A 15,015-nucleotide genomic window follows, 5' to 3' on the forward strand; every position below is an offset into this window, starting at 1 on the left:
GTATAGCATGAAAACACTGTAATCAAGGAGGAACTTCTATGGCACTTCTTTTGCGTATTGTCATTATTATCCTCATCATCTACATATTTTATAAAGGGGTTCGCTATTTAATCGACCCAAAACGCAAATTAGATGAGGCATATGAAAATGGGAACTATTATTTTTATGATGATGTAAAAAATGTCCGGAAAAACTTTTTCATCACTTATAAAGGAGCGCTTTTTGAAGGGGAAAAATATTTAGGCACAACAGACAATTCCTTTGAAGTTATTAGCATTTTTGTTTTTGTACATGATGCTATGAAGCTTCAAGGTTTTACAAAAGAAGATTTCTTATACTTGGAGAAGGAAGTCTTAATGAATTATCCAAACGCCACCATCAATTGGAAAAACCCGATTGAGCAATTGATGAAGGACTAATATGTAAAGCGAATCGTTTTTTAACGGTTCGTTTTTTTTTTTGAAACGAAACGCCGTTATAACCGTATAGTAGTTTGAGGTGAATTTTATGGAAATACATATTCAACAAGCTGGTTATGTAGCAAATGAACCAAGTATTGAACAGATTGAGTTTTTAATAACGCCCGGTGAAATCGTTGGGCTCATTGGAGGCAATGGTGCTGGTAAAAGTACAACGATTCAATCGGTGTTAGGGGTTATTCCGTACTTTGAAGGGGATATCTCGATTCCCTCTTATGGTTATGTACCTGAACGCCCACTATTATATGAACATTTTACATTACGCGAACATCTTCAATTTTTAATCGATGAATTTCATGATGAAAATTTGTGGCATAAGGCAAATCAGCTATTAACGCTTTTTCAAATAGACAAGCGTCTGGATGATTTACCGATTTACTTTTCAAAAGGAATGCAGCAAAAAGTAATGCTCGTTTTAGCATTTTTAATTGAACGCCCGCTCTACATATTAGACGAGCCGTTTATGGGGTTAGATCCAAGGGCTATGCGTGAGCTGCTTATGCTAATCGATGAACGAAAACAACAAGGAGCGAGCTTTTTGCTTTGTACGCACCAATTAGAAATGGCTGAAAAATTATGTGATCATTATGTATTACTGCATGAAGGAAGAATGCAAGCACAGGGCACATTACAGGAACTACAGCAAATTGTGGGGCAACCCATTTCATTATTGGATATTTTTTACGAGCTTCAAGGTAGGTTGTAGTTATGTTTGTAAAACGCCTTTATCGCTCTTATCAATTTAATTTTAAATTATTTAAATCTGTCTTTGATTGGACCGTTGTTCTATACATTGCCATTCCTAGCGTTGTTATTAGCTTTTTCTTATATCGCGATATTTCAGCAAACTTTCAAGCAATTGAAATTCAGCACAACATTTTGCTCACTCTACTTTTCGGATTAAGCTTTTTTCTAATAATTCCTTCTTTGCGTTTGTTTTTGTATGATGCTGACCTTTTATTTTATAAACAGCAAGCCACGAAAATACGTCATATCAAATTATATGGCTATTGCTATTCATTTTTACGCTATAATTGTTTCCTAATCATCGCACTATTACTTGCTTCTCCATTTATTATTTTGCCATTATCAAAAATCATACTCGTTTTCAATGTAGTCAGCGTGCTCCATATTTTCATTCAGTACAAATATCAAAAATGGTATACGAAATGGCCTCTTTTTTTAGTCTTTCACGCACTTTTTACTTTTACTCTTTTTATTATTCCAATTTGGGGATATAGCATACTGCTGGTGATTGGGCATGTAATTTTATTGAAAGCTGTTTTTAGCAATCGCTACTGGACAATCGAGGTTCGTTGGGAATACGAGGCATTTTATCTATGGATGAAACGTTTCTATCAATTTAGTAGGGAAATGCGCTATTATTTACCAGCTAAAACAAAGCAGCCACTCGCTATACTCGCTAAAAAGACGGTGTTTAGTAAATATCGAATTGACAATTTATTCTATAAAACACTTTTACGAAAATTACATTACATGATCTCACCTCTTCAGCTTATCGCGATTTGCATCGGTCTATCTTTAGTCTTACCAATGTGGGCAAAAGTTTTAGTTTTTGTGTTTTCAATTATAGGGCTCCATGTTTTATTGCATTCAATTATAAGAGAAATTAAGCAAGCGCCATTTTTCCAGCTAATGACGGTTCATGAAGATGAATGGTTAAATGCAACATTACGGCTCCGAAATCGATTACTCACTCCAGCGATTGTTATACTGGCATTCCTATTTTTTATTCTTTAACAAACTAAAAGTGGATGCTACAGCTTTGTAGCACCCATTTTTTTCGTTTTATCGATTATGTCCATAATGCCCTGGGTTGGCAATTGCACCAATTGTACTTACCCAGCGATTTGTATAATTGAAGAAACCTGCAACGAACGCCGCCTCTAACACTTCATGGTCATTAAAGCCAGCTGCTCGCAATAAATCTACTTCTTTCGTTGTCATTTCATTTGGATAACGCGTTGCACGATACGCATAATCACATAAAGCACGCTGCTTTTGTGTTAACTTCGCTGAACGATAATTATAGGTTAACTGATCGACCCAGCCTGGATTTTTCGTTAGTCCACGTAAGATATCGCTATGTGACGTTAAGCAGTAACTACAATTATTAGTTGATGATACAACAAGCCCCATCATCTCTTTATCCGCAGTTGATAAATAGCAAGTTTCTTCATTAAATAACGAAAATTTAAAGTCTAAAAAGCCTTTGTACTGCGCAGCATTAAGCGGAAGTACTTTAAATAAGTTATTTACAAAGCCATTTTGCTCTAGCTGCTTTTCGACATGCCCATCGAACAACTCCTGCAAGTCCTGTGGAATTTCTTCTTCGTTGGGCTTTTGTAAATAAGAGAGCTGTTCGTTATATTTACTCATTTGTTTCACCATCTACTGGAGCAATCGCAAAACAGCGAGCTGGGAAACCTGTTGCATTTTTAGCTTTCGGGAACGTTGCAAAAATAATTGCACCAACTGGAGGCACTTGGTCTAAGTTGGCCATTACTTCAATTTGGAACTTATCTTGTTGTAAAACATAATCCTCACCAGCAAAGCCGATTTCTTGCTGTAATAAAGGCGGATCTGTATCAAATGGTTCGTGTCCAACTGCGCCAACATTACGCACTTCAAATAAAAACTTCAATGCCTCCACAGACCAGCCTGGATAACGTGAAATGCCGTTTTCATCTTTATTTAACATCGCATCTTGATTTGGCCAACGCTTCGACCAGTCTGAACGCATTGCGACAAACGCACCTTCTGGAATTTGACCATACTGCGCTTCAAACTGCTCAATATCTTCAACCGTTAATGCATAATCATGATTTTCTATCACTTTTTCATGCACATCTATGACAGCTAATGGATATGCAAATTCATCGACACGAATTTCATCGACTAATCGGGCATTTGGTACAAAATGCCCCGGTGCATCAATATGCGTACCATATTGGCCTGGAAAAGCATAATGATTCACTTTCATAGGCGCTTCAGAGAAATCAAATAATACCGTATTTTTTAACGGTTCAAATCCCGGCCAGCGAGGTGTATCTTCACCAAAACTTTGTGTTAAATCTACCCACTTGTATTTTGGAGACTGCAATTCCTTTAATTGATTCCAAAGTGTTAAGTTTGTCGCAACTACCATCTAAAATCCCTCCTAAAATAGTTTTCTGAATTTATTATAAATTACAAATATTTATAAATCAAACTATTTTAATATGGATAATAAGTAATTTTCTTTTGTAGTTTATTTATTAAACTCATACTTTCCTATCAAAAAAAACAATTTTTCTACATAGAGAAAAATTGTTTTTTGTTTTGTTCGAGTTCATTTCGCTATATTTTAAATAATTGCACAAGAAAAAAAATATGGATTGCCGCCATTAATGGTAAGCCAAACGCGAATGCATTGTGCTTTGTTTTATGGCGAAATAAATACATTCCTAGCACGCCTCCACATGCGCCACCGAAAAATCCAAGCGTTAACAATGTTTTTTCTGAAATGCGCCACTCCTTTTTCTTTGCACGTTCTTTATCGATATACATATAGATACACAAAATGAGTGAAACGATTACAACATATGAAACGACTGCTAATGCCACAACAATTCCCCCTTGATTTAAGAAAAGCGCTAAAGCGCACTTCCAGCCCCGAGTGGGCAAAACACCACATCCATGTGGCATGCCCTCAATGACTCACATCGTGTGAGCCGCAAGTTTTGGAGAGCCCTCCTGCAAAAGAAAACGCTCAACCACTTTTGCAGGAGGGATCTAATGGTGCGTGGGGCTGGCGCTTTAGCCTAGACAATTTGAAAAAAGACTGATAAGGAATCAGTTCCCTATCAGTCTTGATTATAAAATACATGTTAAGTATTTTGCACCTGTCGCTTCGCTTTCGGTGCAGAAATAATATTTTCGGCTTAGCCTCAAATATTATTTAGCTACTGCTTTTTTAGCTTCTTCAGCTAATTGAGTGAATGCTGCAGCATCAGTTACAGCTAAGTCAGCTAACATTTTACGGTTAACTTCGATACCAGCAACTTTTAAGCCGTGCATTAAACGAGAATATGATAAGCCGTTCATACGAGCAGCCGCGTTGATACGAGTGATCCATAATTTACGGAAATCACGTTTCTTTTGACGACGGTCACGGTATGCATATTGACCTGATTTCATTACTGCTTGGTTAGCTACTTTGTATAATGTATGTTTTGAACCGTAGTAACCTTTTGCTAATTTTAAAACTTTTTTGCGACGAGCGCGTGTTACTGTTCCGCCTTTTACGCGTGGCATAGTAATTACCTCCTGCTAATTCTTTCGAATGATTAGTTATTTTGTGTTTTTAAATAATCTTTACCGAACAAAGATTATTTCATGTAAGTTAATAATGTACGAATACGTTTGAAATCGCCTGAAGTTGCAACTTTAGCTTTACGTAAATGACGTTTTGCTTTAGTAGATTTGTTAGCGAATAAGTGAGAGCCATAAGCACGGTCAAATTTTAATTTACCAGTACCTGTTTTTTTGAAACGTTTCGCAGCTCCACGGTGAGTTTTCATTTTTGGCATGTCGATTTCCTCCTAAACTTGTTTCTACATACGTATTATTTCTCGTTCTTCGGTTGAAGAATTAAGAACATGCTTCGGCCTTCCATCTTCGGTTTTTGTTCAACCGTAGATACTTCAGCACAAGCTTCAGCAAAGCGATCTAACACACGCTGACCAATTTCTTTGTGTGTGATTGCACGACCTTTGAAGCGGATACTACATTTAACTTTATCGCCTTTTTCAAGGAACTTGATACCGTTACGTAGCTTCGTTTGGAAATCATGTTCATCGATTGTTGGGCTCAAACGAACCTCTTTCATCGTGATTATTTTTTGATTTTTACGAACTTCTCGGTCTTTCTTTTGCTGTTCGAACTTAAATTTACCATAGTCCATGATACGAGCGACCGGTGGCTTGGCTTGAGGGGCCACAAGGACAAGATCCAAGTTAACACGAGTAGCAATTTCTAACGCTTCGTTTCGTGTTTTAACACCAAGCTGATCACCGTTATGGTCGATTAGACGAAGTTCACGTGCGCGAATGCCTTCGTTTACATACATGTCTTTGCTAATAATAATCCACCTCCAAGTGTTTGTCGCGAATACATGAGTTGGTGTAAAGTATAACCCGGTCGAACGGTACACCCCCGCGTTATGTCCATATAGTCTTTTTTATTTGTACAAACAAAAAAGACGGACACTCGAGATGTCCGCCCGCTATATGTGCATACGCATTGTTGCGTAAAACAATTCAACGTGTCTATACCTGTAGATAACAAATTGCATCATTCAGGTGAGAAGCGGGCAGCCTCTACTTGCTAACTTTGTATTCATAACCTAAATAATCTTACCATGCCTCTTATTTGACGTCAACTATTTTTCTTTTTTTATTTTGAACAAAATAAAGCCTTTCTATTCCACGCAACATTCTAAAATATTTAACCTTGCTTCAAGCATTCACAATGTATAAATTTTTTTCTACCAGAACATTTATTAATAGTTCTTTAAATTCTTTTTGTACTACTATCAATACTAGTTCATTAATTCCAATTGAATTGTCCACAGAAACTACCTTTTATTTCCTATAGTTCCTTGTACTACAATAAAATTGTAAGGCTATAATATTAAATGGAGTTGATAGGTATGTCTATTAAACACAAATTATTAGCTGGATTTGCACTAATGGTTATTGCGAACCTCACAGCAAGCACAATCTCATTTTATCAAATGATTGGCATTGACAAACAGTACAGTGACACAATAAACACCGGATTGCCCAAGTTAAATGCAGTAAGTGATATACGAAATAGCTTAACGATAGAAAGTACTCAGCTACAATCTTATATTTTAGGCGATGACACTGCTAAGGAGCAACTTGAAGTAGCTCAGTCTAAATTAGATGAAACTTTAAACCTTTTCAAAGAGGGTATAGAAAACGATGCAACCATGCAGCAATTTATTGATATTAATGAAAAAATTGAACTTTATGAAAAAGAAATTAATGAAGCATTACGAATTAATGATGCCACTGGTGGAGTCGATGCCGTGGCGTACTATTTAAAAACCGTGATTCCAGCTCGTGATGCAGCCATTAATTCAGGTGAAGAGTTAAACAATCAATTTCAACAATTATTTGATAATGCAAAAATACAATCCGAAAATAAAAAGAACGAAGCAATAATTATCGCCGCGATTGTATTCTTTAGCTCACTCCTTTTAGGTATACTACTTGCACTTAGCTTAAACCGACGAATCGCTATACCATTACAAAAATTACAAGCTTCCGTGCATACAATTGCTTCAGGTGACTTGAGTCAAGAAGACATTCAAATAAAATCAAAAGATGAAATTGGTCAATTAACGGGTTCAGTTAACAAGATGAAAAATACAATCAAGGGATTACTTGAATCCTTAGGTAGAAATGCTAAGCATTTAACCGCTTCTGCTGATAAGTTAAATGCTTCAACACAAGACATTACATTACTCTCTGAAAATATTGCCCATGCTGCTTCTAACTCTGTAGAATCTACACAGAATAGTGCATTTGCCGCAAAAGAGTGTGCAACGGCAATGGAAGAAACTTCTTCAGCTATACAACGTATTGCAGAATCCGCGCAGCTTTTAAATACATCAGCTAACGAAACTTCTGACGTGGCAGATGAAGGTGAATCAAATGTTAAAACAGCAAAACACCAAATGCAAACGATTTATAAATCAACGAAATTAACAACAGATTTAATCCATAAATTAGCGCAACAAACAGTCGAAATTGAAAATATATCACGCGTCATTACAAGCATTACAGATCAAACGGATTTATTAGCACTGAATGCAGCCATTGAAGCCGCACGTGCAGGTGAGCATGGTAAAGGCTTTGCAGTTGTTGCTGATGAAGTCCGCAAATTAGCAGAAGCTTCCAACAAATCCGCAAATCAAATTGTCGCATTAACAAATGAAATTCAACTGGATACAAAAAATGTAGAGCAAGCCATTCAAGAAAGCTTAACTTCCGTTGAACAAGGCGTTGACATCATTGACAATACAGGTACATCCTTCAACAAAATATTGGCAGCAGTAGATTATATGCGCTCGCAAATTGAAGATGTATCTGCAGTAACAGAACAAATATCAGCCGCAACAGAAGAAGTTACCGCTTCAGTGCAGGAATTGGCAGCCCAATCACAAATCGTCACAGATGATACTGCAAAAGCGAGAGATGCGATTAACGAGCAAATTTCAGCCATGCTAGAAATTAATAGTGTTGCAAACGATTTAAGTGTACGCGCAGAAGATTTACAACAAGCTGTTGGAGAATTTAAAATTTAACTATTGATAGTAACGAAAAATCTTACCATGTTGTATGAAACAACTTGGTAAGATTTCTTTATTTTGGAATAATTATACTTTCAAAATACAAAAACACCCCCTTTTTTCAATGTCAGCATTGAGTAAAGAGGGTGAGATAAATTATTTTGTAATTTCAGCTTTAATGTTTGCTAAGAATCCTTCAAATGATACTGTTTCAGAATCTTTTGAGCCGTAACGACGAATGTTAACTGCCCCTTCTTCCACTTCCTTATCCCCTAACACTAACATGTAAGGGATTTTTTTCATTTGAGATTCACGGATTTTGTAGCCTAATTTTTCTTCACGGTCGTCCATTTCTACACGTACGCCAGCTGCTTGTAAATTTTCTTGGACTTCGCGTGCGTAATCATAGTGTACTGCATTAGAAACCGGAATGATTGTTGCTTGAACTGGTGCTAACCATGTTGGGAATGCACCTTTGTATTCTTCGATTAAGAATGCTACGAAACGTTCCATTGTTGATACAACACCACGGTGAATAACGACTGGGCGTTGTGGTTGACCATCTTCCCCGATGTATGAAAGATCGAAACGCTGTGGTAATAAGAAGTCAAGCTGTGCAGTCGATAATGTTTCTTCTTTACCAATTGCAGTTTTTACTTGAACGTCTAATTTTGGACCGTAGAATGCTGCTTCGTCTTCTGCGATGAAGTAGTCATAGCCTAATTCGTCCATCGCTTCTTTTAACATCGCCTGTGCAGTTTCCCACATTTGATCGTCATCGAAATATTTCTCTGTATTGTTCGGGTCGCGGTAAGAAAGACGGAATGAGAAGTCCTTTAAATCAAAGTCTTTGTAAACTTCTAAAATTAATTCCACTACTTTTTTGAATTCTGCTTTAATTTGGTCTGGACGTACGAAAATATGTGCATCGTTTAATGTCATCCCGCGTACACGCTGTAAGCCTGATACCGCACCTGACATTTCATAACGGTGCATTGTACCAAGTTCCGCAATACGAATTGGTAAGTGACGGTACGAGTGTAAACCGTTTTTGAATACCATCATGTGGTGAGGGCAGTTCATTGGACGTAAAACTAATGTTTCGTTGTCCATTTCCATTGGAGGGAACATGCCATCTTGATAGTGCTCCCAGTGACCTGAAGTTTCGTATAATTTTTTCGAACCAAGTACTGGAGTGTAAACATGCTTGTAGCCTAAAGATAATTCTTTGTCTACGATATAACGCTCAATTGTACGACGGATTGTTGCACCGTTTGGTAACCATAATGGTAAACCTTGACCTACAGTTTGAGACGTCATGAAAAGGTCTAATTCTTTACCGATTTTACGGTGATCACGCTCTTTTGCTTCTTCAAGCATTTGTAAATGATGCTTTAATTCATCTTTTGTGAAGAATGCAGTACCGTAAATACGTTGTAACATTTTGTTATCTGAGTTACCGCGCCAGTAAGCACCTGCAAGAGATAATAATTTGAACTCTTTTAATTTCCCTGTAGATGGTACGTGTACACCACGGCAAAGATCGAAGAAATCGCCTTGGTAGTAAATAGATACTTGCTCATCTGATGGGATTGCATCAAGTAATTCTAATTTGTACTCGTCGTCAACTTCAGTGTAAATCGTATGTGCTTCGTCACGAGTTACTAATTTGCGCTCGATTTCGATGTTTTCTGCAATGATTTTTTTCATTTCTTTTTCGATTGCTGGTAAATCTTCTGCTGTAATTGGTGTTGGTGAATCAATGTCATAGTAGAAACCTGAATCGATTACTGGACCAATACCTAATTTTACGTCTGGGAATAAACGTTTTACTGCTTGTGCAGTCAAGTGAGCTGTCGAGTGACGTAAAATTTCTAATGCCTCTGGTGATTTGTTCGTAATAATTTCAATCGCACCATCTTGTTCGATCCCTGTTTTTGCATCGACTAACGCGCCATTGATTTTACCTGCTAATGTAGATTTTTTTAGACCAGGGCTAATTGAACCTGCAACGTCTAATGTAGATGTGCCTTTTGCAAATTCCTTTACTGCGCCATCTGGGAAAGTTAATTTAATCATTTCTGACATAATGTTGTCCTCCTTATTTTTGGCAAAATAAAAAGCACCATCCCTCGTAAAGGGACGATGCTGTATTTGCTCGTGGTGCCACCCTTCTTCCTTCTTCGCATATTACGAATAAGAAGCTCTCGGTCAGTTAACGTACTGAGAAACGTTGACGGATTTGCCCCATCACTGCTCCAAGGTAGTAAAGTAAAACACTTTGCTAGGAAGTTTGCAGCCAATGACTTCCCTCTCTTAAAGCTAGTTCGTTAAACTTGTTGTCCTTTTCAATGCATTTATTGTTTAATTACGTTAAAAGTATACGCTCGTTTTTAAGGAAATGCAACTATGAAGAAGAAAATATTTCACTATTTAAATTCTTCGATTTGTGCCATCCATTTGCACTGGAATTGTGACAGCTTTAATGCGTTCCATTAAACGTGCTGCTTTAACGACCTCAATATCACCGCGCTGCGATTGTGCCAAATGATGTTCTAACCCGCTATAATCAAAATTTGATGTAATGAATGTTGGTAGCTCTTCACTCATGCGGTAATGCATAATCGTTCCTAGGATTTCATCACGTGTCCATGCTGACATCGTTTCTGCTCCAATATCATCTAACATGAGTACTGGTGCTTTTTTGACATAATCGATTTTCTCATTTAATGAATTATCGCCAATGGCATTTTTCATTTCACGTAAAAATTCTGGTACGAATACGACAACAGTTTTCACTTTTAATGTTGCAAGCTCATTGGCAATTGCACCGAGAACAAAGGATTTACCAACACCAAATTTGCCATATAAGTAAAAGCCTTTTTTCGGTAGCTCTCCTGTACGTTTATATGTTGCGACAAACTCTGCTGCTTGATCAGCAATCGTTAAACGCGAATGATTGTCGATAGCTAAATCTTTTAATGTCGCCTTTAACACATCTTTTGGCATATGCATACTTGAAATCATATTAGCTACTTCACGGCGCTCATCTTCACGTAGCTTTTGCTCGCATGAAACATACGTAATATCAATAACATTGCGCGTAATGAATAACTTCGGAATATAACCTTTTAGTAAATTTGTACATTGATTCGTATTACCACAGCCGCAGCATGTTAAGGATTGCCCGGTGTACTCTAAAAGCTTTGGTAAACTAATTTCAACCATTTCCTTCGTTACTTGCTGTTCATGTTCGCGCAAAAATTCTTGAACTTTTGGGTGTTCAATCGTTTCACGACGGATCGCTTCAAAACGTTCTTCAAATGAGGGCATACGCTTTTTGATTTCATTTAATTGATTATTAATTGGTTCGATTGCTATTCACCTGCCCTATCAAGCTTTTGTAATATTTTTAAGCGCTCTGTTTCAAAATCGATTGCTCCGTCTTGTTGCTTATCTTGAGATGGTTCCTCATTACGCTTATAGAACCAATCTGGTACTTGCTCGTCACGGCCACCTTTTCGATTATTATAGGCTGGCTTTTTCGTTTGCGTTTGCTTTGGTTGCGTACTTTCTTGTTTCCACTGCGAATACTTATCACGCTCTTGTCGTGCTAATTCCATCGCTTCTTTCGCCGTTTTTAACTGTTTGCGATTCCAGTGGTCCGCAATTTTTTCAACGTAAGCTTTAGGTAACTTCATGTCTGTTGATAGCATAACGTATTCTAATAAAACGTTTACAACCCCAACGGACATTCCATATTTCACGACTAAATCTTCAGCAAGCTGTATCGAAGAGGGGATCGGTTCTTTGCCGTTGTTTATATCACGTAAAACTTGAACTGGTGCCGTTGTTTCTAAATATTGCAGTAGTTCTTGCTCTTTTGATAAATTTTCATCAATAGCTACTTCCGTTTGTTTTTCAAAAGCTTTCGTTAACACTGGCGCATCTGTTGACACTGTCAGTTTATAAAAATCTGCTGCTGCTCGTTTTAAACGATCTGTCGTCAACTTATTGTGCTCATCTAATGCGGTGATGACCACTTTTTGCATATGAAGCGGTGATAAATTGTATAAAAATGCAAGTTTAGCAATTGTATCTCGTGCCTCAAGCGTTAATGCGGCACTTGGAATTAATTGCTCCGATAGGCCCGCCTGTAATAATTTAAAATCAAATTGCTCATAGTAAAATGGATAAGCCCCACTTGTCGTTTGATTTATCTCTAAATCGTCCATAGGTAAACTTTGACTGATCGGGCGATACACATCAGTAAATGTGCGCGTCACCTCTTCAAATTGGGCCTTATTTGGCATTGTTAAAAAGCGCTGACGTAGTTTACGATAAGCCCCTTCTCCGATCTTACTAAATAAAAACATCGATAAAAGCGGATCTTTAAAAAAACTTGCCGCATCAAGTGGGCGCACTAATTCATAGAGAAAATGGCGACCATCCGCGACGTCTTTACGCCATGTACGAAGGAGACCGATTGCTTCTAGCGCTACACGCGCTTCAAATACTTGCTTAAGTGGTAGTGATAACACTTGCATTAAATAATAATGGTTCATCACCTGCACACTATGGCTTTCTGCTTCTGCCCACAACGTTAAATACAAACTAATAGGTGGGGGCCCAATTAACGGCTGATAAAATAATGTTAATAATTGACGTTCATTTGATGAAAGTGCGTGAGGGAGCGTAATTTCAAAATGATCCGTAGGCTGTAATTCTTTGAAGTGAACCATTTTCGTCCCTCCCTTTATTATTTCGCATTCGATTGACGAGTCATAATTTCTTTTAGTTCATCGATAAATACCGTAATGTCTTTGAATTGGCGGTAAACGGATGCAAAGCGAACGTAGGCAACTTCATCGACTTTTGATAGGCGGTCCATTACCATTTCTCCCACATCTTCAGAGCGGACTTCAGCATTCCCTAAATGGCGAAGCTCTTTTTCGATTCCAAGTACGAGATCTTCTAGCTGCTCTAATGAAACAGGACGCTTTTCGCATGCGCGAATTAAACCACGCAATACTTTTTCACGGCTAAATTCTTCGCGTGAGCCTTCTTTTTTCACAACAATTAATGGTGTTTCTTCTATTTTTTCGAATGTCGTAAAACGAAAACTGCATGATTCGCATTCACGACGTCTACGAATTTCTTTATTATCATCAACAGGTCTTGAATCAACAACACGTGTGCCGTTGTATTGACAAGCTGGACATCTCATAGTTTTTTCTCCTAAGTCGTTTAATTAATATCTTTATTATATCAAAAAGCACGCAATGGAAATAGTGATTCCTACGCGTCTATATTGTATTCAAAATGAATGCTTTAAAATTATATAGTGTTCATAGAATATAAACAATCAAAAAAAGCTTTTTGTAGAAACAAGTCGTTCTACAAAAAGCTTAGAAGTTTACAAATTAAGCGTTTACTACTGCTAATTCGTTTGCAATTTTCGTTGCTAAGTCTACTACGCGAGCTGAGTAACCCCACTCGTTGTCGTACCAAGCGATTACTTTTACTTTACGGTCACCTAAAACGATTGTTGATAAACCATCAACAGTAGATGAGAATGTTGTAGTGTTGTAATCTGAAGATACTAATGGCTCTAAGTTGAAGTTTAAAATACCGTTCATTTTGCCGTCAGCAGCCGCTTTAAATGCAGCATTTACTTCTTCTACTGTTACATCACGATCTAAATCAACAACTAAGTCCACTAACGAAACGTTTGGTGTTGGTACACGTAATGCCATGCCGTGAATTTTGCCATCTAATTCTGGTAACACTAAGCGTAAAGCTTTTGCTGCACCAGTTGAAGTTGGGATAATTGACGAAGCACAGTTACGCGCACGACGTAAGTCTTTATGCGGGTTGTCAATGTTGTTTTGATCATTTGTGTAAGCGTGAACTGTCGTCATTAAACCGTTTACGATACCAAACTCATCGTTTAATACTTTCACTACTGGAGCTAAACAGTTTGTTGTACAAGATGCATTTGAAATAACTTCATGTTTAGATAAATCTAATTTGTCGTCATTTACACCTAATACTACTGTAATATCTTCATTTTTACCTGGAGCAGTTAAAATAACTTTTTTCGCACCAGCTTCTAAATGCATTGCTGCTTTCGCACGGTCATTAAATTTACCAGTTGCTTCAATTACGATATCTACGCCCATTTCAGCCCATGGTAATTTTAATGGATCGCGTTCGCTTACTAATTCAACGCGTTTGCCGTTTACGATTAAAGCACCTTCGATTGCTTCGACAGTACCTGGGAATACGCCGTGATTTGTGTCATACTTAATTAAATGTGCTAACGTTTCAGATGGGTAGCTCGCGTTTACCGCTACAATATTTACGTCACCGCGCATCATTGCTTGGCGGAACACCATACGACCAATACGGCCGAAACCATTAATTGCAATAGAAACTGTCATATTTTTTAAATCCTCCTAAAAGTACATTTCATTCGTTTTCTTTATTCGTTGATTAGTATAACACATATTTCAAAAAGGTGAACACATTTTACGCACATTCATAAAGTTGTTATATTCTGATAATAATACCTCCGCATCATTCCTGTTCCTGAATATTTCGATGTACATATTTTCGTGCAATCGTAGTTTTTAAAATGAATATTTCCCCATCCTCTCCTTATTTTTATATTGGTGTTATTTCAATAACCTTCGCATCATTCATCGTAATTGTTTTACTATATTTTTCGCCATTTGCAACATTATAATTCCCTAGTTTTTTTTGTTATTATAAGCTTGACCTTAATAAAAATCAGAATGTAATCATGTTACGATTCATTTATCCATACTATTTTTCATAACATGATGGCAAATCGTTTTATTTTGGGGCATGTACATAGAAGTCTTTCCTATTTTGCGAAAAAGCCTTTTGTAATCTTGGTTGAATTCGTTTCTTTTTCTGTTCTGTAATGCCTTTTCGAAATAACTTCAATACGACCGCTTGCCATTGATTTCTTAATATCATAAATGGTGAAAAATCACATCCATCCACCTTTTTTGTCATGCCAGCCATAGTTTCAAGCATATGTATCTGTTGATTTAAGTTACTCTTGAGCCAACTGTGTTATACCAAGAAAATTCCTGGTGTGACTTTTACTTTCTTTTGATTGTTGAA

At 37.2% G+C, this 15,015-nt stretch carries 15 protein-coding genes, 1 pseudogene and 1 other annotated feature; of the genes and pseudogenes, 4 read left to right on the forward strand and 12 right to left on the reverse strand.

From position 1 onward, the window contains the following. Window positions 1-38: 38 nt before the first annotated feature. The 3 genes from LZ480_RS10655 to LZ480_RS10665 all read left to right on the forward strand — a co-directional run bounded on the left by LZ480_RS10655 (window position 39) and on the right by LZ480_RS10665 (window position 2,240). Window positions 39-419: a sigma-w pathway protein ysdB gene (locus LZ480_RS10655; RefSeq protein WP_241369412.1), complete on the forward strand. Its 381-nt coding sequence runs from the start codon at window positions 39-41 to the stop codon at window positions 417-419. 88 nt (window positions 420-507) lie between these two features. Then, complete coding sequence (locus LZ480_RS10660) at window positions 508-1,185, forward strand: ABC transporter ATP-binding protein (RefSeq protein ID WP_241369413.1); 678 nt, start codon at window positions 508-510, stop codon at window positions 1,183-1,185. A gap of 2 nt (window positions 1,186-1,187) precedes the next feature. Further along, on the forward strand, window positions 1,188-2,240 hold the full coding sequence (locus LZ480_RS10665) for an ABC transporter permease (RefSeq protein WP_241369414.1): 1,053 nt from the start codon (window positions 1,188-1,190) through the stop codon (window positions 2,238-2,240). A 48-nt stretch (window positions 2,241-2,288) separates the two neighbouring features. Here LZ480_RS10665 and LZ480_RS10670 read toward each other — a convergent pair whose 3' ends face one another. The 6 genes from LZ480_RS10670 to infC form a co-directional block, all read right to left on the reverse strand. After that, a complete protein-coding gene (locus LZ480_RS10670; protein ID WP_241369415.1) occupies window positions 2,289-2,879 on the reverse strand; it encodes a peroxidase-related enzyme in 591 nt (196 codons plus the stop codon). Beyond that, complete coding sequence (locus tag LZ480_RS10675; RefSeq protein WP_241369416.1) at window positions 2,872-3,648, reverse strand: cyclase family protein; 777 nt, start codon at window positions 3,646-3,648, stop codon at window positions 2,872-2,874. The genes LZ480_RS10670 and LZ480_RS10675 overlap by 8 nt, the downstream gene beginning before the upstream one ends. Before the next feature lie 191 nt (window positions 3,649-3,839). Further along, on the reverse strand, window positions 3,840-4,106 hold the full coding sequence (locus LZ480_RS10680) for a DUF1294 domain-containing protein (RefSeq protein WP_241369417.1): 267 nt from the start codon (window positions 4,104-4,106) through the stop codon (window positions 3,840-3,842). 330 nt (window positions 4,107-4,436) lie between these two features. After that, on the reverse strand, window positions 4,437-4,796 hold the full coding sequence (rplT, locus tag LZ480_RS10685; protein WP_241369418.1) for a 50S ribosomal protein L20: 360 nt from the start codon (window positions 4,794-4,796) through the stop codon (window positions 4,437-4,439). Window positions 4,797-4,870: 74 nt separating this feature from the next. Continuing rightward, window positions 4,871-5,071 carry a 50S ribosomal protein L35 gene (gene rpmI, locus LZ480_RS10690; RefSeq protein WP_008407727.1) on the reverse strand — a complete coding sequence of 67 codons (201 nt, stop codon included), beginning with the start codon at window positions 5,069-5,071 and terminating at the stop codon, window positions 4,871-4,873. A 35-nt stretch (window positions 5,072-5,106) separates the two neighbouring features. Beyond that, entirely contained in the window at window positions 5,107-5,610 is a 504-nt protein-coding gene (gene infC / locus LZ480_RS10695; RefSeq protein ID WP_241369559.1) for a translation initiation factor IF-3, read from the reverse strand. A gap of 582 nt (window positions 5,611-6,192) precedes the next feature. Here infC and LZ480_RS10700 point away from each other — a divergent pair. Further along, window positions 6,193-7,875, forward strand: coding sequence for a methyl-accepting chemotaxis protein (locus LZ480_RS10700; RefSeq protein WP_241369419.1), 1,683 nt, complete (start codon window positions 6,193-6,195; stop codon window positions 7,873-7,875). Window positions 7,876-8,016: 141 nt separating this feature from the next. On the opposite strand, the gene thrS is transcribed toward LZ480_RS10700, so the two are convergent. The 6 genes and pseudogenes from thrS to LZ480_RS10730 form a co-directional block, all read right to left on the reverse strand. Then, the gene (gene thrS, locus LZ480_RS10705; RefSeq protein ID WP_241369420.1) at window positions 8,017-9,948 is read right to left on the reverse strand and encodes a threonine--tRNA ligase; all 1,932 of its coding nucleotides are present in this window, start codon (window positions 9,946-9,948) and stop codon (window positions 8,017-8,019) included. A 47-nt stretch (window positions 9,949-9,995) separates the two neighbouring features. Further along, window positions 9,996-10,221: a binding site (T-box leader), on the reverse strand. 72 nt (window positions 10,222-10,293) lie between these two features. Next, entirely contained in the window at window positions 10,294-11,235 is a 942-nt protein-coding gene (gene dnaI / locus LZ480_RS10710) for a primosomal protein DnaI (RefSeq protein WP_332844040.1), read from the reverse strand. A 2-nt stretch (window positions 11,236-11,237) separates the two neighbouring features. Then, window positions 11,238-12,602, reverse strand: coding sequence for a replication initiation and membrane attachment family protein (locus LZ480_RS10715; protein ID WP_241369422.1), 1,365 nt, complete (start codon window positions 12,600-12,602; stop codon window positions 11,238-11,240). Between the two features lie 17 nt (window positions 12,603-12,619). Then, on the reverse strand, window positions 12,620-13,087 hold the full coding sequence (nrdR, locus tag LZ480_RS10720; RefSeq protein ID WP_241369423.1) for a transcriptional regulator NrdR: 468 nt from the start codon (window positions 13,085-13,087) through the stop codon (window positions 12,620-12,622). 196 nt (window positions 13,088-13,283) lie between these two features. Continuing rightward, window positions 13,284-14,303 (reverse strand): glyceraldehyde-3-phosphate dehydrogenase, encoded by a 1,020-nt coding sequence (locus LZ480_RS10725; protein ID WP_241369424.1) that lies wholly within the window; start codon window positions 14,301-14,303, stop codon window positions 13,284-13,286. A 418-nt stretch (window positions 14,304-14,721) separates the two neighbouring features. After that, a pseudogene (locus tag LZ480_RS10730) lies at window positions 14,722-15,006 on the reverse strand (IS91 family transposase); the annotation flags it as partial. Window positions 15,007-15,015: the final 9 nt, after the last annotated feature.

Source organism: Solibacillus palustris (assembly GCF_022549215.1).
In the GTDB taxonomy this organism is placed as follows: domain Bacteria; phylum Bacillota; class Bacilli; order Bacillales_A; family Planococcaceae; genus Solibacillus; species Solibacillus daqui.

Coding starts and splice junctions, on each gene's coding strand:
- LZ480_RS10725 (WP_241369424.1), bottom strand. CDS start 14,303: ATGACAGTTTCTATTGCAATTAATGGTTTCGGCCGTATTGGTCGTATG.
- nrdR (WP_241369423.1), bottom strand. CDS start 13,087: ATGAGATGTCCAGCTTGTCAATACAACGGCACACGTGTTGTTGATTCA.
- infC (WP_241369559.1), bottom strand. CDS start 5,610: ATGTATGTAAACGAAGGCATTCGCGCACGTGAACTTCGTCTAATCGAC.
- LZ480_RS10700 (WP_241369419.1), top strand. CDS start 6,193: ATGTCTATTAAACACAAATTATTAGCTGGATTTGCACTAATGGTTATT.
- LZ480_RS10715 (WP_241369422.1), bottom strand. CDS start 12,602: ATGGTTCACTTCAAAGAATTACAGCCTACGGATCATTTTGAAATTACG.
- rplT (WP_241369418.1), bottom strand. CDS start 4,796: ATGCCACGCGTAAAAGGCGGAACAGTAACACGCGCTCGTCGCAAAAAA.
- LZ480_RS10665 (WP_241369414.1), top strand. CDS start 1,188: ATGTTTGTAAAACGCCTTTATCGCTCTTATCAATTTAATTTTAAATTA.
- LZ480_RS10670 (WP_241369415.1), bottom strand. CDS start 2,879: ATGAGTAAATATAACGAACAGCTCTCTTATTTACAAAAGCCCAACGAA.
- rpmI (WP_008407727.1), bottom strand. CDS start 5,071: ATGCCAAAAATGAAAACTCACCGTGGAGCTGCGAAACGTTTCAAAAAA.
- thrS (WP_241369420.1), bottom strand. CDS start 9,948: ATGTCAGAAATGATTAAATTAACTTTCCCAGATGGCGCAGTAAAGGAA.
- LZ480_RS10655 (WP_241369412.1), top strand. CDS start 39: ATGGCACTTCTTTTGCGTATTGTCATTATTATCCTCATCATCTACATA.
- LZ480_RS10675 (WP_241369416.1), bottom strand. CDS start 3,648: ATGGTAGTTGCGACAAACTTAACACTTTGGAATCAATTAAAGGAATTG.
- LZ480_RS10660 (WP_241369413.1), top strand. CDS start 508: ATGGAAATACATATTCAACAAGCTGGTTATGTAGCAAATGAACCAAGT.